General features: G+C 43.5%; 18 protein-coding genes. 10 read left to right on the forward strand and 8 right to left on the reverse strand.

The features are described from left to right. Positions 1 to 2 precede the first annotated feature (2 nt). A complete protein-coding gene (gene purC, locus H571_RS0102305; RefSeq protein ID WP_027847896.1) occupies positions 3 to 716 on the forward strand; it encodes a phosphoribosylaminoimidazolesuccinocarboxamide synthase in 714 nt (237 codons plus the stop codon). A 41-nt stretch (positions 717 to 757) separates the two neighbouring features. Here the strand turns inward: purC and tsaA are convergent, their stop codons facing one another. Further along, positions 758 to 1447 (reverse strand): tRNA (N6-threonylcarbamoyladenosine(37)-N6)-methyltransferase TrmO, encoded by a 690-nt coding sequence (gene tsaA, locus H571_RS0102310; protein WP_027847897.1) that lies wholly within the window; start codon positions 1445 to 1447, stop codon positions 758 to 760. Between the two features lie 4 nt (positions 1448 to 1451). Then, positions 1452 to 2108 (reverse strand): histidinol-phosphatase, encoded by a 657-nt coding sequence (locus tag H571_RS0102315; RefSeq protein WP_027847898.1) that lies wholly within the window; start codon positions 2106 to 2108, stop codon positions 1452 to 1454. Positions 2109 to 2228: 120 nt separating this feature from the next. Between H571_RS0102315 and H571_RS0102320 the strand changes: the two genes are divergently transcribed. Both H571_RS0102320 and ptsP read left to right on the forward strand, forming a co-directional pair. Continuing rightward, positions 2229 to 2720: an RNA pyrophosphohydrolase gene (locus tag H571_RS0102320; protein ID WP_027847899.1), complete on the forward strand. Its 492-nt coding sequence runs from the start codon at positions 2229 to 2231 to the stop codon at positions 2718 to 2720. Next, complete coding sequence (gene ptsP / locus H571_RS0102325) at positions 2717 to 5008, forward strand: phosphoenolpyruvate--protein phosphotransferase (RefSeq protein ID WP_425411337.1); 2292 nt, start codon at positions 2717 to 2719, stop codon at positions 5006 to 5008. Before H571_RS0102320 ends, ptsP begins: the two co-directional genes overlap by 4 nt. Here the strand turns inward: ptsP and H571_RS15405 are convergent. Further along, entirely contained in the window at positions 4973 to 6778 is a 1806-nt protein-coding gene (locus tag H571_RS15405; RefSeq protein ID WP_051168085.1) for a L,D-transpeptidase family protein, read from the reverse strand. The two genes, ptsP and H571_RS15405, sit on opposite strands and share 36 nt — an antisense overlap. Next, the gene (locus tag H571_RS0102335) at positions 6756 to 7508 is read right to left on the reverse strand and encodes an NRDE family protein (protein ID WP_027847901.1); all 753 of its coding nucleotides are present in this window, start codon (positions 7506 to 7508) and stop codon (positions 6756 to 6758) included. Before H571_RS0102335 ends, H571_RS15405 begins: the two co-directional genes overlap by 23 nt. A 32-nt stretch (positions 7509 to 7540) precedes the next feature. On the opposite strand from H571_RS0102335, the gene H571_RS0102340 reads away from it, so the two are divergent. Genes H571_RS0102340 through H571_RS15410 form a run of 6 tightly spaced genes read left to right on the forward strand, consistent with a single transcriptional unit; the run spans position 7541 to position 13946 of the window. Beyond that, positions 7541 to 10216: a response regulator gene (locus H571_RS0102340; protein ID WP_036217301.1), complete on the forward strand. Its 2676-nt coding sequence runs from the start codon at positions 7541 to 7543 to the stop codon at positions 10214 to 10216. A gap of 8 nt (positions 10217 to 10224) precedes the next feature. Continuing rightward, positions 10225 to 11010, forward strand: coding sequence for a sulfite exporter TauE/SafE family protein (locus H571_RS0102345; RefSeq protein ID WP_027847903.1), 786 nt, complete (start codon positions 10225 to 10227; stop codon positions 11008 to 11010). Between the two features lie 27 nt (positions 11011 to 11037). Continuing rightward, a complete protein-coding gene (gene lgt / locus H571_RS0102350; RefSeq protein ID WP_027847904.1) occupies positions 11038 to 11826 on the forward strand; it encodes a prolipoprotein diacylglyceryl transferase in 789 nt (262 codons plus the stop codon). A 37-nt stretch (positions 11827 to 11863) separates the two neighbouring features. Next, entirely contained in the window at positions 11864 to 12658 is a 795-nt protein-coding gene (locus H571_RS0102355) for a thymidylate synthase (RefSeq protein ID WP_027847905.1), read from the forward strand. Further along, a complete protein-coding gene (gene folA, locus H571_RS0102360) occupies positions 12655 to 13188 on the forward strand; it encodes a type 3 dihydrofolate reductase (RefSeq protein WP_051168086.1) in 534 nt (177 codons plus the stop codon). The genes H571_RS0102355 and folA overlap by 4 nt, the downstream gene beginning before the upstream one ends. A gap of 17 nt (positions 13189 to 13205) precedes the next feature. Continuing rightward, on the forward strand, positions 13206 to 13946 hold the full coding sequence (locus H571_RS15410) for a ProQ/FINO family protein (protein ID WP_051168087.1): 741 nt from the start codon (positions 13206 to 13208) through the stop codon (positions 13944 to 13946). A gap of 6 nt (positions 13947 to 13952) precedes the next feature. On the opposite strand, the gene H571_RS0102370 is transcribed toward H571_RS15410, so the two are convergent. The 4 genes from H571_RS0102370 to H571_RS0102390 all read right to left on the reverse strand — a co-directional run bounded on the left by H571_RS0102370 (position 13953) and on the right by H571_RS0102390 (position 18542). Then, positions 13953 to 14648, reverse strand: a complete 696-nt coding sequence (locus H571_RS0102370) for a CBS domain-containing protein (RefSeq protein ID WP_027847907.1) — start codon at positions 14646 to 14648, stop codon at positions 13953 to 13955. 453 nt (positions 14649 to 15101) lie between these two features. Continuing rightward, positions 15102 to 16421 (reverse strand): sodium ion-translocating decarboxylase subunit beta, encoded by a 1320-nt coding sequence (locus tag H571_RS0102380; RefSeq protein WP_027847908.1) that lies wholly within the window; start codon positions 16419 to 16421, stop codon positions 15102 to 15104. Positions 16422 to 16434: 13 nt separating this feature from the next. Then, positions 16435 to 18237 carry a sodium-extruding oxaloacetate decarboxylase subunit alpha gene (oadA, locus tag H571_RS0102385; RefSeq protein WP_027847909.1) on the reverse strand — a complete coding sequence of 601 codons (1803 nt, stop codon included), beginning with the start codon at positions 18235 to 18237 and terminating at the stop codon, positions 16435 to 16437. A 56-nt stretch (positions 18238 to 18293) separates the two neighbouring features. After that, on the reverse strand, positions 18294 to 18542 hold the full coding sequence (locus H571_RS0102390; protein WP_027847910.1) for an OadG family protein: 249 nt from the start codon (positions 18540 to 18542) through the stop codon (positions 18294 to 18296). Positions 18543 to 18739: 197 nt separating this feature from the next. Here H571_RS0102390 and H571_RS13925 point away from each other — a divergent pair, with 197 nt between their 5' ends. Next, on the forward strand, positions 18740 to 19726 hold the full coding sequence (locus H571_RS13925) for a tRNA dihydrouridine synthase (protein WP_156887829.1): 987 nt from the start codon (positions 18740 to 18742) through the stop codon (positions 19724 to 19726).

A 19726-nucleotide genomic window follows, 5' to 3' on the forward strand; every position in this document is an offset into this window, starting at 1 on the left:
TTGTGGAAAAGCGCGAAGAACTTTATGCAGGAAAAGCCAAATCAGTTTATAAAACTGATGATCCCGATCTACTTATTATGCATTTTCGTGATGATACCAGTGCTTTTGATGGCAAAAAGCTTGAGCAGCTGGAGCGTAAGGGTAAGGTCAACAATATATTTAACGCCTTTATTATGGAAAAGCTTAAAGCAGCAGGCATTCCTACGCACTTTGAAAAGCGTTTAAATGACCGTGAATCTTTAGTAAAGCGTATGGCGATGATGCCAGTTGAATGTGTTGTACGTAATGTCAGCGCTGGTAGTCTTGTGCGTCGCTTAGGTGTGGAAGAAGGCTTAGAGCTAAACCCACCTACCTATGAGCTTTTCTTAAAGAATGATGCTCAGGGCGACCCAATGATTAACGAATCCTTGTGCCTTACCTTTGGCTGGGCAACGGAAGCACAGCTAGCTGAGATGAAACAACTAACCTATAAAGTAAACGGTGTTTTAAAACAGCTTTTTGATGAAGCAGGTATGTTGCTAGTCGATTACAAGCTAGAGTTTGGTGTATTTAAAGGTGAGGTGGTGTTGGGCGATGAGTTTTCACCCGATGGTTGCCGTTTGTGGGATAAAACAACCCGTGAAAAACTAGACAAAGACCGTTTTCGCCAAGGTTTAGGTGGTGTAGTTGAAGCCTATGAAGAAGTGGGTCGCCGTTTAGGCATTAATTTTAATTAAAACCGCTTAGTTATTTCTTGTGTAAGTGGCAGTTGTTGAATTTAGTCAACGGCTACCACTTCCAAATGTTTAGTATCTAAATAACAAAACTGTACATTTAAGTCTGCCAGCTTCACTCCATAAATACGCTCAGTCGTTATTTTTTGGTAGGCAGGGCGAGGGTTTTGTGCCAACACTTCAATTATTAGCTGTTTTAAATGACTGCCTTGAGGGTGGCTAGCCAACTTTTGCTCCGCCTTAGGTAAAAAGCTAACCACTAGGCTTTCTGGTGGTTCAGCCGCCCAAGCTGATAAAGCCGTAGGCTGGCTGTCTACCCAAGGAATATAAGGCTTAATATCCACCACGGGCGTACCATCAATTAAATCGATGCCTGATAGATAAAGCTTTACCCCTGAGGTTAAATCTATCCCTTCTAGTTTTACGACCGATAAACCTAAACCGTTGGGGCGAAAAGTTGAACGGCTTGCAAAAACACCGACTTTTTTATTGCCGCCTAATCTGGGTGGGCGTACTTTTGGCTTCCAGCCCTGTTCTAAATTCTGATGAAAGATAAAGCTTATCCAAAGATGAGAGAAGGTTTCTAAGCCCTCGACTAAGGCAGCCTGATTGTAGGGTGGTAGCAATTCAAGTGTAGCAAAGGCGCTAGGAGCTAGTCCTGGCTGGCGAGGTACGGCAAACTTTTCTTGATAACAAGAATGTATTCTACCTAGCGTTTCCAGTGACCAGCTCATACGCTTAGCTACGCAGGCTGAGTATTGGCCAGCCCTCTTGGGTTGCACGTTGATGCAAAGCTTCGTCTGGGTCAACAGCAACTGGGTTATCAACAATCTCTAATAAAGGTAGGTCATTATGTGAGTCGCTATAAAACCAGCTGTTTTTTAAGCTAAGGTCTTTTTCTGCAAGCCACTGATTCAGGCGAGTAACCTTACCTTCCCTAAAGCTAGGTATGCCAACAACCTTGCCAGTATAACTACCATTAATAAACTCTGGCTCAGCTGCTATTAGTTCATTTACACCCAATAAACGCGCAATGGGTTCAGTAATAAAACGGTTGGTAGCAGTAATAATAAGAAGCTCATCACCCGCTTCACGGTGCTTGTTTAAGAGTTCTGTAGCAGCAGGAAGTAGTAACGGGCGGATACACTCTTCAATAAAAACTTCACGCCAAGCAAGCATTTCTTGGGTAGAGTAGTGAGTTAAAGGTCGTAATGAAAAGGCAAGATAATCATGGATATCTAAAGTGCCTTGTTGGTAATCTATAAAATAGCGATCGTTAGCTTTTTTATATTCTTCAGCATCGACCAGCTCTTTACTTACCAAAAATTCACCCCAAGCGTGGTCACTATCACCCGCTATCAGGGTGTTGTCGAGGTCAAACAAGGCTAAACTCACTTTATAAAGCTCCAAGTTACTAGTTGAGAAGGTTTAATACATTTTACATCAGTGTTAAATTGAATACTTTTGATTCTTTACGGAAGATTAAGTAATAAAGACTTTTTTGAGGGCGCAAGGGTGATTGATGAGGATGGGTACCGCCCGAATGTTGGAATTATAATCACGAATAGTGATGGTCAGCTGCTTTGGGCAAGGCGCTGTGGGCAGGATGCTTGGCAATTCCCTCAGGGCGGTATTAAAAATGATGAAACGCCAGAACAGGCACTCTATCGCGAATTAAAAGAAGAGATAGGCTTGTGTCCTGATCAGGTTGAGCTTTTAGGGGCAACGCGTGGTTGGCTGCGTTACCGCTTACCTAAACGTATGGTGCGTCGCAATAGCCGCCCTTTGTGTATTGGCCAGAAGCAAAAGTGGTTTTTATTGCAAATACGTTGTGCCGACTCGCAAGTGTGTTTTGATTGTTCTCCCAAGCCAGAGTTTGATAGCTGGCGCTGGGTTAGCTATTGGTATCCGCTAGGTCAGGTGGTGCCTTTTAAACGAGATGTATACCGTCGAGCTCTATTGGAGTTAGGCCCTAGAATTCATAGGATGCTACGTGAAAACTCATGACTGACACACCAACCACTCTAAATATGTTAGATGTTCTGCGCAAAATTGTGCAGGAAGTTAGCACGGCTAGAGATTTGCATACGGCCCTGTCTATTGTTGTACGTAGAGTGCGTAAAGCAATGAATACCGATGTTTGTTCAGTTTATTTAATGGACTCACGTCAAGAACGTTATGTGTTGATGAATACTCTGGGTTTAAATGCTGCTGCTGTGGGTGTTGCTAGTTTAGCCCCTTCAGAAGGTTTGGTTGGTTATGTGGGGCAGCGTGAAGAACCAATAAATTTAGATAATGCACCCCTGCATCCACGTTTTCGCTATTTACCAGAAACAGGCGAAGAACGTTATCACAGCTTTTTAGGTGTACCCATAATTCATCAGCGGCGTGCTATGGGTGTGCTGGTTGTGCAGCAAATGGATAAGCGCAAGTTTGATGAAGGCGAAGAAGCCTTTTTAGTAACTATTGCAGCCCAGCTAGCCGCTGTGCTTGCCCATGCTCAACTAAGTGGTAGTTTAAAAATTATTCCGGGTCAGCGCCAAGAGATGGTGCGCTTTGAAGGCCTTCCCGCTTCTCCAGGTGCTGCCATAGGAAAAGCTCGCGTTATTATGCCGCCTGCCGACTTAGACAGTGTGCCTGACCGAGAGTGTGAGTCGATAGAAGATGAAAAAGTTATCTTTTTAGCCGCACTCAAATCGGTTAGAGATGATATTCGTGCAGTAGGTTTAAAGCTGGCGAACCGTGTTAGTGCACAAGAACAAGCCTTATTTGAAGCCTACATTCAAATGCTAGATGAAGATTCTTTGGGTGCGGAGGTTTTAAAACACATAGAAGAAGGGCAGTGGGCGCAGGGCGCTTTAGCTTTTGTTGTAAGGCGGCATGTTAAGTACCTAGAAAAAGTTGAAGATTCTTATTTGCGTGAGCGAGCAGCCGATATACGTGATTTAGGCCGCCGAGTGTTGTCTTACTTGCAGGCTGGTGGTGAAGCGCCACGAGATTATGAAGACAACACTCTCCTAGTAGGTGAAGAGTTATCACCTGCTTTGTTGGGTGAAGTGCCTAAAGAAAAACTAGCTGGTTTAATAACGGTTAAAGGCTCTAGTAACTCCCACTTGGCAATTTTAGCACGGGCTATGGGTATTCCTGTGGTGATGGGGTTAACAGACCTGCCCTTTGCTCAATTAGAAGGGCAGTTGTTAATCCTTGATGGCTACCGTGGTCAGGTTATTACTAACCCAGATGAACTGCTACGCCGCCAGTATGTAGAATTTATTGAAGAAGACAGAGCACTTTCTGATGCATTAGAAGCAGAAGCAGGGTTGCCTTGCATTACACGTGACGGGCATCGCGTACCTTTATTATTAAATACTGGTTTAGCTGCCGACCATGCTAGAGCGCTTGCCTATGGTGCAGAGGGTGTTGGCCTGTATCGCACCGAAGTGCAGTTTATGATGGCCGATCGCTTTCCTAGTGAACAAGAGCAAGTCAGCCTGTATCGACAACAGCTATCAGCTTTTGCACCACGTGAAGTCACCATGCGTACCCTCGATATCGGTGGTGATAAGCCGCTGCCCTATTTTCCTATTGAAGAAGACAACCCTTGTTTAGGTTGGCGAGGCATACGTTTTACTCTTGACCATCCAGAAATATTCTTAACCCAAGTAAGAGCCATGCTTAGGGCAAGTGAAGGGTTAGATAACCTACGCATTCTTTTGCCAATGATTTCTTCGGTACGTGAAGTAGAAGAAGCCCGTGCTTTAATTCGCCGTGCTTGGGTTGAATTACGTCAAAATGAAGGTCTACGCATTGCTAAGCCATTGGTGGGCGCAATGATTGAAGTGCCTGCGGCTATTTTCCAAATCCGCGCACTCTCAGAGCGGGTCGACTACTTGTCGGTGGGCAGTAATGACTTAACCCAATATATGTTGGCGGTAGATCGCGATAATCCACGGGTAGCCAGGTTGTACAGTGGCTATCATCCGTCTGTGTTACAGGTGTTGGCTAAAATAGCCGCAGACTCCCATGCTGCTCGCTTGCCTGTTAGTATTTGCGGTGAGCTAGCGGGCGATCCAGCAGGTGCTGTGTTGCTTTTGGGTATGGGCTATCAAAACCTTTCGATGAATCTAGCCAGCTTGCCTAGGGTTAAGGCGGCTATTCGTCGAGTAAGTATTGGTCAAGCTAGGGAGTTGCTGGCAAGGGTGCTCAAGTGTGCTAGCACAGATCAGGTTGTTGGGCACTTGGGTGTATTTATGGGCGAGCTAGGTTTGGGCTGGCTTTCGGGGCCCAAGAGCTAAGCGCTTGTTATCTTTTAAGCTATCTTTATGGTAAATATCATCCCGCCAGTGTAAGCGCCCTGCGTTATCTGTCCAGGCTGTCCAATACATTAAGTAGACGGCTACTTTAGGTCTTACTTGCAAGTAGCGCTCCTCACCCTGTTGATAAACCTCATTGATAGCTTCTTCTGTCCAGTTTTTGTTGTGATTAAGTAAAGCAAGTACCAGCTGATCAGCATCTTCTAAACGCACACAGCCAGAACTAATATCACGGTTATCCTGATTGAATGCTTGGCGGTAGGGTGTGTCGTGTAGATAAATTGCTTGTTGGTTAGAAAGCCGGAATTTTGCTCTACCTAACTGATTGTACCTGCCTGTTTTTTGCACTATTCGGTAGCTAGATTTCTCATCTTGAAAGTCACTGGCTGATACTTCATCTAAAGAAACAAAGCGAGAAGGGGTATGCCAGCCGTCGACCAGGGCATAGTCTCGAGAGCTGAGGTACTGAGGATTTTGTAGGGCACGTGGAAAAATACGTTGCCTAGCAATGCTGTCAGGCACATTCCAGAGTGGATTTAATACAAGAGAGGTTAACCACTGGTTCATTATGGGTGTACGTAAACCGTCACGTCCAATGATAATTTTCATGTCTAGTTTAAGTTGGTTGTCTTCAATAAAAGCAAGGCGCTGATCAGCCATATTAACCATCAGGTGACGGCTATTTGGGGTTTTGGGTAGATGATGCAGGCGACGCAGATTGTGGGCTAATACCCTCATTTTTTCTTGAGGGGTTAGGTTGAGTTTTTGTCGGGTAACTTTATTGGTTGTGCCCGTGACTTTTAAGTTATGCCTTAGCTGAAAGTTTTTTAATGCTTGTTCTAGCTGTTCATCAAATAAAGGTTGCTGACTTGCTGTAGGAAAGTAGTTTTGTAAATCTAGAAGGTCACCTAGATGCTTAAGCTGTACAGCCAGCCGAGTTACCTCTGAATTTCTTGAACCTAGCATTAGGTAGTTGTCTACCTGTGGCCAATCACCTAGTAGGGCTATTTCTTCTAGTTGTGAAAAGGCTTTTCGCCAGGGTAGGTAATAGCGACTTGTAGGTTGGGTTTCTTGAATGCGTGCAACAGCCCAAACTACGGGTTGCTGATCTTGTAGTTCTTGTAGCCAGCTAGGAAAAATATCAGCTAAATGCTGCCTAACAACTTCATCTGGCCAGTTGTCCCAGCGTTCATAAGCATTGGTTACACCATGATCTTGGTCTAGATCAAACTTGGTCCAGTAACCCTTGAGTAGGTCATCTTGGTAACTAAGAAAAAGATCAGTAATAAGCAGGTCAGTTGCTTGGCGGTGTCTAGGTAGCCCTGTATTCACTGGCTGATGGAGTAATTCAGCAAGCTGTTTGTATACTTCTAGTTTAGGGTGGGGTTCAAGTGTTAACCAAGGTTTTAAATCATGGAACAGTAAGCGGGCAGCTGCGTTGGGTTGACCGGTGGTATCAAACCAGAAATTATTAAACTCTGCTTGTTGGTAAAGTTTTGCTAGGTAATTACGGTGCTTTAATTTTTGTTGAGGGTAGTAGGTTGCTAGCGTGGAATCCACCCAGTTGGTTAGGGTTTCTTGGCTGGCAACAGAATTCAGTGTTCTGGGCTGATTTGGTTTAGACGATTTAGAAATAGAAGCGCAGGCAGGCAAGGAGGCTAGCAATAAAAGTAGGCAGTAAACAGGTAGTTTTTTTTGATTAAATCCCATTTTAAGTAGGTAGATTAGTTTACCAGTTAAAATACTGTTCATTACTTAGCTTCGTGTTAGTTGAGTGGTTTCTTTCATGTAAGTGCCAAGAGTTATCAGCTTCTAACCATAAAAGTGTTGAGCTGCGTGTGCCATAGTTTTCACCTTTAATAAATATAGGTGATAAAAGGCGTTCAATTTCTAAACCTACATGAGTATTAGGTAGGTCTGCATCAGCTGCTCTTGTTTGGTCTGCAAGTGTAGCAAAAAGCTGACGAGGATGGCAGTTATCTGCGGCTTGCCAAGCTTCCATTGCTTGCCTTAAACGGCGTGTTTTAGGCCAGTCTGTATTTAAGGTGGCATTGCTTAGTAAATAAAGCCCAGGGTTAAGCTGTTTAGGTTTTTCGGCTAGCCGATTAGAAAAGTACCAAGCTTCATTACTGTCTCCCCACACTAGGTTAAAACCAGCAAAATCTTGTTGATTCGCTAGCAACCAAGTGGGTAACTCAGCTAGAGGTTGCTCTAGTGCTTGTAAAACGAGTTCACCACGCGAAACTTTTCCTGCAGCTAGGTTTTTACCATCCCTATAATTCGTAAGTGTTGCCCAGCGGCCTTGTTTGCTAGCCAGTAACCAACTTCCACCTGCTTCTAAATCTTTACCACCCAAAATATTAGGTTGCTCAGGCCAAAAGCAAGCAGGACGTGTTGGACGCTGATAGGCCTCGTCACGATTAGCGGCGATTAAAAAGGGGTAACGTTGGTCTTGTTTCCAAGATAAAGCTAGTAAGCACATAAGTTGAATCCAGCGTGAAAGGCGATTATTTTTTGGCCAGTATTGTTATACTCGTTTTTTTAATTGTATTAAACAAGGGGCTTTCTTTGCCTGCGCTTGAGTCATCATCAAATATAAAGCAACGCCTAACAAAAAGTCGTTGGTTAAGTTTGTTAATACCTATGGCTAGTATAGGTTCTCTTCTGTTTGCCTTGATAGGCTTGCTGATGAATCTTAGTTTTCATGCCATAGAAAATATGGCTGAAAAAGAAGTTGAAGAACGGATGCTTGTTTCTATAAGCCAAATGACACAAAAATTATCAGGTGAACTTCAGCAGCTAGAACGCTTGGGTGACCTGTTGGCACAGCAAACTAAGCTATTATTAAATGCACCAAACATAAGCACACCAACTACCTTGGCTAAGAAGTTACAGCACAGCCCTGAAGGCGCAATTTTTGGTCAAACCACTAACCAGCCAGTTATTTTTTTACCCTTTAAAAGCCAGCAAAACCAAGATAAAAAAGAGCGGAAGTTACAGCAGCTTGCACTTCTCTCGCCCTTGATGAAAAGCATTTACACTAGCCATAATTTAATTAACAGAGTCTATATCAACACGTCTGAAGCTGAAACGCTTATCTATCCTTACCCAGACTTAACTGGTTTTTTTCCTATTTCATCAAGTGTTAAAGGGTTAGATTATTATAAACTGTCTAAAGGTATAGATACTTCGCAAAATGTTGCTATTTGGCGTAGTAACTACAAGGAAAATACTAATAAGAGTAAAACGCTAACCTTAATAAACCCTATTATTCATCAGGGTGAGTTGACCGGAGTTAGTGGTTTAGATATTTCATTAGACTCTTTAGGCCAATATTTAACCAAGATGTCTGTGCCTTGGGGTGGTTATAGCTTATTGATGGATGCTGAAGGGAAGCTGTTGGTACTTCCTTATCAGGCTATAGCAGATTGGCAAAATATGAATGCGAGTGATTTACTAGATAAACTTGGTCCACTGCGCTCAGATGCATCAGGGTTAGTTAACCTTAAAGTTAGTGAACAAAACTTACTTTTAAGCTGGTCTAGTGTTTCACCTACCGGTTGGAAGCTACTTAATGTAGCTAACTTAGATAAAGCTTATAGCGTTAAAAATCAGTTAATAGATGACTATAAATTGGTGCTTTATTCAGTAAGTGTTTTTTTGGTTTTTATGTTTTTCCTGCTAATTTATTTGGTTTTTCGTCGTGATAAGCAGTTTGAATTAGCTGATCAAAATAGTTTTTTAATAAAAGAAACCAACAAACCTGCTGTTATTAAGAAAAATCTTGATGAGTTAGACTTTTTTTCTTTAATTACAGGCCCTCTAATTGTTTGTAAGTTTGATAAAGACGGGCTTATTTTAGCTTGTAACTCAGCATTTGAGCACCTGGCTGGCAGCACCCAAAACAACTTAAAAGGACGCCACCTTTTTGATTTGTTAGATATAAAAAGATCCTTAGTAACAAGTGAAGTGAAAGAAGTTGAACTGTCTGTAGCCCAGCAAGGAAAAACCTGTTTTTGGATAAGCTTGCACTACTCACCAACTGGGCAAGGCTTGTTACTTTTACTCGATATTAGCGAAAGTAAACAAATACAGCAGCAGTTAAGGGGGGAGCGCCAAAGGGCACGTTTAGCGGCAAAAATGAAGGCTGAGTTTTTTCAGGTTGCTGTTAGTGATGCCAATGAGCTGTTGCTGGAACTGCTGCAAAATGCACGCGGCTTTGATGATGAACTAACGAACTACTGTCAAGCCAAGCTAATAGAAATGCAGCACCTACTAGATAACATGCGTGATATGTCCGATGCTGGCGAGCTGGGTCAGCAAGATTTATCTGAAGATACGCTTGTTCTTAGTTCGCTAGTGAATGATTGTTATACTGCCAATGAAGGTTCACTAGCCAAGAGCGGTCGTCGTTTACTAATCGAATATGGCAGCAATATTCCTGAGTTTTTAGTTATAGACAGGCGGCGTTTATTTCGCTTGATGCGCCACCTGCTACGCCAGATGATCCAGCTGTCTGGTAAGGGTGATATTCACCTGTGGTTTGGTTGGAATACCTTAGGGCGACTTCAGTTAAAAATTCAAGACCAGGGGGGTGGCTTAGATGAAAAGGAGCGTTTGCGCCGTTTCCAATTGACCACACCCTTAAGTAGCAGCTACGTAGCTTCCTCTGGTGCGCTTGGTTTAGGCCAACTCTTAACACGTCAGCTGGTACATGAAATGCAAGGCAGCCTAGATGTAGAAGCGATCAGTGCTGGTGGGTTGCAAATACAAATTGAGCTACCTGCAAAACTGGGTAAGCAATCTGAGCAGCTAACACTAGGCCGCCTGCTGGTTGTCGATGATGGGCCTGTAAATGCCATGTTAGCGTCAAGCGTGTTAGAAAAGTCTGGTTATGAAGTTGATGTTGCTAGTAGTGGTGCCGAAGCCTTAGTGCTGGGTAAGCAAAAAAACTACGATTTAGTGTTAATGGATATATTTATGCCCGTTATGGATGGCATAGAAACAACCCGCTTATGGCGTGAGTTAAATAATGCTAATGCCAAGGTACCAATTATTGCTTTAACAGCCAATGCAATGGATTTAGAGTATGAGCGCTTTTTAACCCAAGGCATTGATGATTACTTAACTAAACCCTACCGACCTAATGAGTTGCGTGAGCTAGTTCAGAGTTGGTTAGAAAAAAAATGAGGTGACACTTGGTTTACTTAACCTATTTAGCTTTAGGTGCAGCAGCAGGCTTTTTAGCCGGTTTATTTGGTATCGGTGGTGGCTTAATTATAGTTGCTGTATTGGTTATGGCTTTTACAGCACTCGGTTTTTCACCCGAGGTATTAGTACACCTAGCGGTGGGAACTTCTTTGGCAACTATTATCCCTACTTCTATTAGCTCCAGCCTTGCACACCATAAAAAGCAAGGTGTTAAGTGGTCTTGGGTTAAGTTAATTACCTTAGGGCTAGGTTTGGGTGCCTTGTTAGGTGCTTGGACAGCCAGCTTGCTGAGTGGTTTAGCATTGCAAGCTATTATTGGTGTATTTGTCATTCTTGTATCTGTACAAATGGTTTTGAAGCTTCAACCCAAACCAAGAGTGGGCGAACCTCATCCGTTGGTTTTAACCTCTGCGGGTGGCTTTATAGGCTGGGCATCGACTATTTTTGGTATAGGTGGTGGTACTTTAAGTGTACCTTTTTTAATTTGGTGCAATGCTTCTATGCGCCAAGCCGTTGGAACTTCTGCTGCTTTAGGCTTTCCTATTGCTCTCTTTGGTGCGTTAGGTTACCTATGGGCAGGTTGGCTACACCCAAGTTTACCCGAGCTGGCTAGCGGTTTTATTTACTGGCCTGCCTTTATTGGTATTAGTGTGGCTAGCGTACCTTTTGCCCGGGTGGGTGCAAGGCTAGCGCACTTTTTACCAGAGTTACTTTTAAAACGCCTTTTTGCCTTGTTATTATTTTTAGTGGGCTTAAAACTCCTACTTTTTTAAATTTGCCTTTTTAGGAAGTTATTATCCATGTTGACCTACCCAGCTATAGATCCTGTTGCTATTAGTCTTGGTCCTATTCAAGTGCATTGGTATGGGCTAACTTATCTAGTGGGTTTTATGCTGGCCTGGTGGTTGGCTAGGCAGCGTGCGCATCGAATAGGCTTAACTAAAGAGCAAATTGGTGATTTACTTTTCTACACTGCCTTGGGGGTAATTTTAGGCGGGCGTTTTGGTTATGCACTCTTCTATCACTTTGATCGTGTTTTGGCTGACCCTCTTTGGTTACTAAGGGTTTGGGAAGGTGGCATGGCTTTCCATGGCGGCTTTATAGGTGTTGCTCTAGCTGTTTGGCTGTTTGCACGTAAGCATAAAATTAACTGGGTCGCACTAGGTGATTTTGTTGCGCCTTTTACGCCCTTAGGTTTGGGTTTAGGAAGAATTGGTAACTTTATTAATGGCGAGTTGTGGGGGCGAACGGCGGATGTTCCTTGGGCAATGGTTTTTCCAGGTGCAGGGCCAGATCCACGCCACCCTTCACAGTTGTATCAGTTTGCCTTAGAGGGGTTGGTGCTTTTTGCTTTGCTTTGGTGGTTTTCAAAGCAGCCACGCCCTGCAGGTAGTGTGAGTGGTTTATTTTTAATTGGTTATGGACTATTTAGGTTTATGGTTGAGTTTACCCGTGAACCTGATGCACATTTAGGTTTATTGCTCGGTGGGTTAAGTATGGGGCAGCTGCTTTCATTACCTATGATACTTGCTGGGGTGTTACTTATGGTTTTCGCTTATCGCAACCAGAAGACTGCCAAAAAGTCTTAATTTAGGCATAATAGAAGCATTTTTTTATGGGTTAGTTATGAAAGCTTATCTCGATTTAATGCGCCATGTGCGCAGCCAAGGTGTTTTTAAGTCAGATCGTACTGGAACAGGTACTTATAGCGTGTTTGGGTATCAAATGCGTTATGACTTAAAGCAGGGCTTTCCACTGGTGACAACCAAAAAAGTGCACCTTCGCTCTATCATCCATGAGCTCCTCTGGTTTTTGAAAGGCAGCACGAACATTGCTTATTTAAAAGATAATGGCGTTTCTATTTGGGATGAATGGGCTGATGAGCAGGGTGATTTAGGTCCAGTTTATGGCTACCAGTGGCGTTCTTGGCCAAAGAGTGATGGTGGCTCGGTTGATCAAATAAGTAATCTAGTAGAGCAGATTAAAACTAACCCTGATTCACGCCGTTTATTAGTAAGCGCATGGAACCCAGCTTTGGTTGATGAAATGGCATTGCCTCCTTGTCATTGTTTGTTTCAGTTTTATGTAGCAGAAGGACGTCTTTCCTGCCAGCTGTATCAGCGCAGTGCTGATATTTTCTTAGGTGTTCCTTTTAATATTGCTAGCTATGCATTATTGACTCACATGCTAGCCCAGGTGTGTGGTTTAGAAGTGGGTGACTTTGTACACACCCTAGGTGACGCACACCTTTACTCGAACCACCTAGAACAAACCGATTTACAGCTAAGTCGCCAGCCTTTTACCCTGCCCCAGTTAAAGCTAAATCCAGAAGTGAAAGATTTATTTGCCTTTACTTTTGATGATATCAGCATAGAAAATTACCAACACCATGAGCTTATAAAAGCACCGGTGGCCGTATGAATTTAGCTAATCAACAATTAGAAACACCCCTAGCTATTATTGTTGCCGCAGCTAAAAACCGAGTGATAGGTTTTCAAAATGCTATGCCTTGGTATTTGCCAGAAGAACTGGCGCATTTTAAGCGCACTACTTTAGGTAAACCTTTGGTTATGGGGCGCAATACTTTTGAGTCGATTGGTCGTCCTTTGCCAGGGCGAACCAATATAGTAATAAGTCGTAACCCTGAGTTTAATCATCCAGGTGTGAAAGTGGCAACCAGCCTTGCTGCTGCTTTAAAAATTGCTGATAGCCAAGCCATAATTGATGGCGCATCAGAAATCATGGTGATAGGTGGTGGAGAAATCTATCAGCAAGCCTTTCCTTTAGCAGACACACTCTATTTAACTGAAGTTGATGCAGAGCCGCAGGGCGATACTTGGTTTCCTGAAGTCAGTAGTGAAGAATGGTTGGAAACGAGTCGTGATACCTACCCAGCACAGGAAGGTAATCGCTATGCTTACGCTATTCGCTGTTTGCAGCGCAAAAAATAAGCTAGGTAAAGATAGTTATGTCAGAAGAGTTAGAGCTAGATGTTGATGTAGACCAGCTGCTTGGACAGTTAGAAAACTATGCCACCAAGGGGTTAGATGCCTTAGGTAAGGCTAAGCAAGAAATTGTAGCCTTAGAGACACGTAACACAGAATTAAGTGAGCGGGTTATTCAGTTAGAAAAGAATATTGAAGCACTTGGCACACGGCTTACTGAAGCACTAGAAAACCCAGTTGAAGCAGAGCTACTAAGCCGTTCAGATTCTTTAATGGTAATGATTAAAGAAACACTAGGTGTGTCTAAGCCAAGTGAAACGGCTAAAACCAATCTGCCTACTGCTAGTGAATTAGATAAGCTTAATCCTCAACAGCGTTTAGACTATTGGATAAAAACCTACCCTCGCTCTTTTATGCCAGGCCAACCCCAGCCTTTAAAAATTGGTATTCATGAAGATTTATTAGCGGCAGAAGGCGGCGATATGAAAAAAATACGTCGTGCTTTGGCCAGCTATGTAAAAGTACCGCGTTACCTTCGCTGCATGAAAACAGGTGCTGTTCGTCTAGATTTAAAAGGCAATAACGCAGGCTTTGTTAGTAAAGAAGAAGCTGACTTTGCTGCTGAGCATTTGCAAAAGTTAGAAGCAAATAAAAAGCAGCGTGAGGCACTTAAAAAGAAACAGCTAATTGAGCAACAAGAAAACTTAGATTCAAATCGTTTAAAAAATAAACTCACCGCACTTGTTGAGATGAATAAGCGCTAAGCAGGCTTAAGTCCAAATTTCTAAGTTTTGGTTAGCTAGCCCTAGCATTAAGTCTGAACGAGTCACCAAGCCTTGTAACGCGCCTTCTGTATCAACTATAGGCATGGCCCTAACCTTTTGAGCCAGCATTACCCGTGCAATATCACGAATATCGGTTTCTTCCGTGGCTGTTACTAGGGGGGCTTTTACTAATTTACTGGCTTGTGTTGTTGCTAGGTCAACCCCTTCTTGCTTACTTAACTCGCCCACACCGGCTGCTTCTTTCAATAATTCACGATCATCAATAACCCCTACTAAATCGCCCACCTCATCTAATAAAACCAAATAGTGAATGTGCTCTTGCTGCATCAGCTTCCATGCTTCATTAAGGCTAGCTTTTGCAGGCAGGGTAATAACAGGACTACGCATAATTTGAAGTGCAGGAAGCAAAGGCACCTGCTTCTTTTTGCTTTGTTCAACTTCTGCATAAGCCTGCATGGCTTTGCTTTGAGGTTGTTGTTCTTTTTCATTGGGTTGTTGTTCGGGGTAGCCATAAATCCAAGTTTGATTACTGATGTCTTGGTTATGCTCTGAGTCTCCCTTGTGGTCGACGAGGCGGCGGCTAGCGCTAACGGCTTGCGCTTGGCGAATAGCGGGTCTTGCCAAAAGTTGTTCCTTGGGGGTGTGGATACGCAATCCCTGTTCATAAATGGCAAAAACCATATTTTTCTTCTCCATACTTGGGCTAGAGATTAACTTTTAGCATAACCTTAAACCAAGAGCCAGTGAACTTAAGTAAAGCTAATTAATGCCTTTTATTTGTGCAGTTGCGAGATGAAATGGTGTCTAAGTTAATGAAATACTTATATAAAAATCTTATCTACTTAAGCTGGCTGACTTGCCAGTCACCTGCTATATTATAAGTGGGTGTTCACCCAAAGTAGTAGATAAACAGGCAGAGGGAGCCTTGATATGAATATAGAAACCATGTTAGCACTAGCAGAAGAGCTGCAAAAGCGCCAAGCTTGGCAAGAAGCCTTGTATGTTGAGACGGAGCAAGCAGATTTAAAACTGGCTGCTTAAGCAGTTAAATAGCTAGAAAACTAAGTTTCCATTAAGAGAAACAAAAAAAGGTCGGAGTTTTGCTCCGACCTTTCTTTTTCTTTGGGCAGTTACCTAGCTAAGGTACATAATCATTACACCCGCAGCAACGGCAGAACCTATCACACCAGCAACGTTAGGCCCCATAGCGTGCATTAGCAGGAAGTTTTGAGGATTAGCTTCCAAGCCCACCTTATTAGAAACCCTAGCAGCCATAGGTACAGCAGAAACGCCTGCGGAACCAATTAAGGGGTTAATCGGCATTTTGCTCATTTTATTCATTAGCTTAGCCATAAGCACACCTGTAGCTGTACCTATACCAAAAGCAACAATACCTAAGGCTAAAATACCAAGCGTTTCTATTGTTAAGAAAAGATGAGCAACCAGTTTAGAACCAACTGCTAAACCAAGGAAAATAGTGGTGATGTTGATTAGCGCATTTTGAGCTGTATCTGATAAACGATCGACCACACCCGACTCACGCATTAGATTACCTAAGCAGAACATACCCAAAAGGGGCGCAGCCGAAGGTAAGAAAAGTGCTACCAATACCAGAACAGCAATCGGGAAAATAATTTTTTCACGCTTGGTTACTGGACGCAGCTGGCTCATGACTATGGCACGTTCAGCCTTAGTGGTTAACACACGCATAATGGGTGGCTGAATTAAAGGTACTAAAGCCATGTAAGAGTAGGCAGCAACAGCAATTGCCCCTAATAACTCTGGCGCAAGAATACTAGCAACGTAAATAGCCGTAGGGCCATCTGCACCACCAATAATACCAATAGCTGCCGCTTGGTTGATGTTGAAATCAACGATGCCTAAAGAAGATAAGCCTACAGCACCAAGCACAGTAGCAAAAATACCAAACTGCGCCGCCGCACCTAAGAAAAGGGTACGAGGGTTAGCTAACAAAGGACCGAAGTCGGTCATAGCACCTACACCCATAAAAATAATGAGTGGTGCAGCACCTGAAGCGATGGTGATTTGATAAAAGGTATTAAGCATACCATCAGTATAGCCAGCAGCCGTTGCCATAGTTTTAAGTTCCTGCAAAATCACAGGGTCTTCTAAGCTTTTAATGGCAGGCAATAAAATCTCTTTATTTGCTGCTTTGCTTGCACCATCTAATACTAGGCCTAGCTTATCAGCATAAGTTTGCATCACAGCAGGGTCAAAAACTGCCAAAGATTGCTCAAAGGCGGAAAGTGCCAAGCCAGCTTCAGGAATATTCGCCAACAAACCACCAAAACCTATAGGTAATAGTAGTAAAGGTTCGAATTTTTTGACTATGGCTAGGTAGAGTAGCGATAGGCAAATAACGATCATAACAAACTGGGGTAGGCTCAGGTTATACAGCCCTGAACCCTCCCACAGTAGTAGAATTTTATCCATGAATCAGCTCCGCTCAGAGAGTCAGTAGGGTATCGCCAACTTGTACGGCATCACCTTCACGCACGGCGATATCACCAACAGTACCCGCTTCAACAGCACGAATTTCTGTTTCCATCTTCATCGCTTCCATAATGATGACTACCTGATTGGCTTCTACGTCTTCACCTGGTTTAACTAAGATTTTGAAGATGTTACCTGCTAAGGGCGCATCAATCGTAACACCTGTACCGCTTGAAGGTGCAGGTGCAGCAGGCGCTGTACTAGTCGAGGTTTCAACAGAAGCTAAGGCTGTTACATCACCACCTTCAGCTACTTCAACCACATAGGCTTGGCCATTGACTTTTACTGTGTAAACACCAGAGTCATTTGCTGGTGCAGCAACCTTAGGTGCCATAGCAGCTTGAGCACTTTCAAGAGTTGGTACAGGTTCAAAAGCTGAAGCATCACCACGGTTTTGTAAGAATTTAAGGCCAATTTGGGGGAAGAGAGCGTAGGTTAGTACGTCATCAATTTCTTGCTCGCCTTTGGCTAGCTGAATGCCTTCTTCTTTAGCCTTGGCTTTAACTTCGGCGGCTAGTTTGTCCATCTCATCTTCTAGCAAGTCAGCAGGGCGGCAAGTAATGGCTTCCGCACCATCTAAAACACGTGCTTGTAGCTCAGTGTTATAAGGAGCAGGTGCTGCACCGTATTCACCTTTAAGAATGCCTTGCACTTCTTTAGATATAGACTTGTAACGCTCGCCCATTAAAACGTTAATGACCGCTTGAGTGCCTACAATTTGTGAAGTAGGAGTAACTAAAGGAATAAAGCCTAGGTCTTCACGCACGCGTGGAATTTCAGCTAGCACTTCATCAAACTTATCAGCTGCACCTTGTTCTTTAAGCTGGCTTTCCATGTTGGTAAGCATACCGCCTGGCACCTGAGCAACTAGGATGCGTGAATCAGTACCTTTTAAAGAGCCTTCAAACTGGGCATATTTTTTACGCACTTCACGGAAATAAGCAGCCACTTCTTCTAGTGCCAGAAGGTCTAGGCCAGTATCACGGTCTGTACCTGCCAGTGCTGCTACAACGGTTTCTGTTGCTGAGTGACCGTAGGTCATAGACATAGAGGAAATAGCCGTATCTACACGGTCAATACCCGCTTCAGCCGCTTTTAGAATGGTCATATCAGACAAGCCAGCCGTAGCATGGGCTTGCATTTGAATTTCTAGGTTGGTTTGCGCTTTAAGGCGAGAAACTAAATCGAAAGCATCGTAGGGCGTTAAAATCCCCGCCATATCTTTGATACAGATAGAATCAGCACCCAAGTCTTCTAGCACCTTGGCGTAATCTACCCACATATCCGTGGTATGTACTGGGCTAGTGGTATAAGAAAGGGTTGCTTGAGCATGTTTACCACAAGCTTTAACCGCTTTAATGGCGCTTTCAAGGTTACGCGGGTCATTCATCGCATCAAAAATACGGAATACATCGACACCATTTGTTGCAGCGCGTTCAACAAACTTAGCTACTACATCATCAGCATAGTGGCGGTAACCTAAAAGGTTTTGACCACGCAAGAGCATTTGCTGAGGTGTGTTAGGCATGGCTTTTTTAAGTTGGCGAATACGATCCCAAGGATCTTCACCCAAGTAGCGAATACAGGAATCGAACGTCGCCCCACCCCAGCTTTCTAAAGACCAAAAACCTATTTGGTCTAATTTTTCAGCTATAGGTAACATGTCATCTAAACGCATCCGTGTTGCAAATAGAGATTGGTGGGCGTCACGGAGGACAACGTCGGTTATACCGAGTTTTTTCTGGGGTGCAGTCATGGTTATTACCTGTCTAGTCTAAATTTGTTTTTTAAGCGTTAAACATTCTTGCTGCGTTATTTGCGTTGCCGATGTAAATGAATTGCAGCACTAATAGCAGCGATGAGTTCAGTATTTTTACCCTGAGTTTTGGTGCTAGCAGCGGGTTTAACTGGCTTAGCTACTGGCTCGGGTTTCGAAAAACGTAAAATGGTTTTCGACATTAAAGTGGTAGCGATTACCAGTAATGTCAGGAAGGTAAAAACAAAACCCATGCCCATTAGCATTAGGTTAAAACCTTCTGTCATTAGGTTGGTTGTATGCATAGCACACCCTCGTGTTTAAAAAATGCTCTAATTTTGCAGACTTAACCTTGCACTAGGTTTTTTTTTGTAGCAACTACAAGAGTCACTACATTTTTAAACTTTTTTACTGAATGCAGCTAAAAGCCGTGTATTTACTGGAATTGGCCAGTAAAATGCAGCCTGAAAAAAATCCACTTATTTAGCTTTGAGAGCAAAAATTGAAAGCAAAATCACCCGTTTTGGTTGCTGTAGCGCCCATGGAAGGTGTTATGGACGCAACAACTCGGCACTTAATTACCCGTCAAGGTGGGTGGGATTTTTGTGTTACAGAGTTTTTACGTGTTACTCAGGGTCGCCAGCCTGCCAGAGTGTTTCATAGAATTTGCCCAGAGCTGCGACAAAATGCCTTAACGCCAATTGGTGTTCCTGTGCATTTACAGCTACTTGGAAGTGACCCACAAGCACTTGCTGCGAATGCTGAAGTAGGTGTTAAGGCAGGTGCTAAGGTGATTGACCTTAATTATGGTTGCCCAGCCAAAATTGTTAATCGCCACTTAGGTGGTGCCAGTATGCTGCGCTATCCCGACCGTCTTTATGATGCAACTCACGCGGTAGCGCAAGCTTTAAAAGCTTTAGATACCCCAGTAACCGCCAAAATGCGCCTAGGTTATGATGATACCGAGCTAACCCTAGACAATGCCCGTGCTTTAAATGCAGCTGGCATTAGTCAGCTAGTTGTACATGCTAGAACTCGTGCACAAGGCTACAAACCACCAGCTCACTGGGAATGGGTGGCACGCATTGCTGAAGTAGTCGATGTGCCAGTGTTTGCTAATGGTGATATTTGGACCTTAGCTGACTACCAACGCTGCGTTGCAGTCAGCGGTGTGCATCATGCCATGCTGGGTCGCTCTTCCATGACTAACCCTTGGTTGGCTAAGCAAATAAAACAACACTTAGCCGGCGAAGAAGTGGAGCAGGTGGATTTTAAACGGATGCTTGGCTTCTTATTGGAATGGCTAAAACTTGACGCCCAGTTTTATGAAGAAATTGTGCGTGTGATGCGTGTAAAACAATGGCTGGTTATGTTTCGTTTAAGGTGGGGCGAGGAAGCCAAAACAGTCTTTGATGCATGCAAGCGCCTAACCAATGAGCGGGATTTAATTAACAATCTAGAAGATTATCTACTGTTTGCGGATAGCTAG

The sequence above is a fragment of the Marinospirillum minutulum DSM 6287 genome (genome assembly GCF_000422325.1).
In the GTDB taxonomy this organism is placed as follows: domain Bacteria; phylum Pseudomonadota; class Gammaproteobacteria; order Pseudomonadales; family Halomonadaceae; genus Marinospirillum; species Marinospirillum minutulum.

Excerpts from the sequence above, each read along its gene's own strand:
- tsaA (WP_027847897.1), bottom strand. The coding sequence starts at position 1,447 with ATGAGCTGGTCACTGGAAACGCTAGGTAGAATACATTCTTGTTATCAA.
- ptsP (WP_425411337.1), top strand. The coding sequence starts at position 2,717 with ATGACTGACACACCAACCACTCTAAATATGTTAGATGTTCTGCGCAAA.
- H571_RS15405 (WP_051168085.1), bottom strand. The coding sequence starts at position 6,778 with ATGAACAGTATTTTAACTGGTAAACTAATCTACCTACTTAAAATGGGA.
- H571_RS0102335 (WP_027847901.1), bottom strand. The coding sequence starts at position 7,508 with ATGTGCTTACTAGCTTTATCTTGGAAACAAGACCAACGTTACCCCTTT.
- lgt (WP_027847904.1), top strand. The coding sequence starts at position 11,038 with ATGTTGACCTACCCAGCTATAGATCCTGTTGCTATTAGTCTTGGTCCT.
- H571_RS0102355 (WP_027847905.1), top strand. The coding sequence starts at position 11,864 with ATGAAAGCTTATCTCGATTTAATGCGCCATGTGCGCAGCCAAGGTGTT.
- folA (WP_051168086.1), top strand. The coding sequence starts at position 12,655 with ATGAATTTAGCTAATCAACAATTAGAAACACCCCTAGCTATTATTGTT.
- H571_RS15410 (WP_051168087.1), top strand. The coding sequence starts at position 13,206 with ATGTCAGAAGAGTTAGAGCTAGATGTTGATGTAGACCAGCTGCTTGGA.
- H571_RS0102370 (WP_027847907.1), bottom strand. The coding sequence starts at position 14,648 with ATGGTTTTTGCCATTTATGAACAGGGATTGCGTATCCACACCCCCAAG.
- H571_RS0102380 (WP_027847908.1), bottom strand. The coding sequence starts at position 16,421 with ATGGATAAAATTCTACTACTGTGGGAGGGTTCAGGGCTGTATAACCTG.
- oadA (WP_027847909.1), bottom strand. The coding sequence starts at position 18,237 with ATGACTGCACCCCAGAAAAAACTCGGTATAACCGACGTTGTCCTCCGT.
- H571_RS0102390 (WP_027847910.1), bottom strand. The coding sequence starts at position 18,542 with ATGCATACAACCAACCTAATGACAGAAGGTTTTAACCTAATGCTAATG.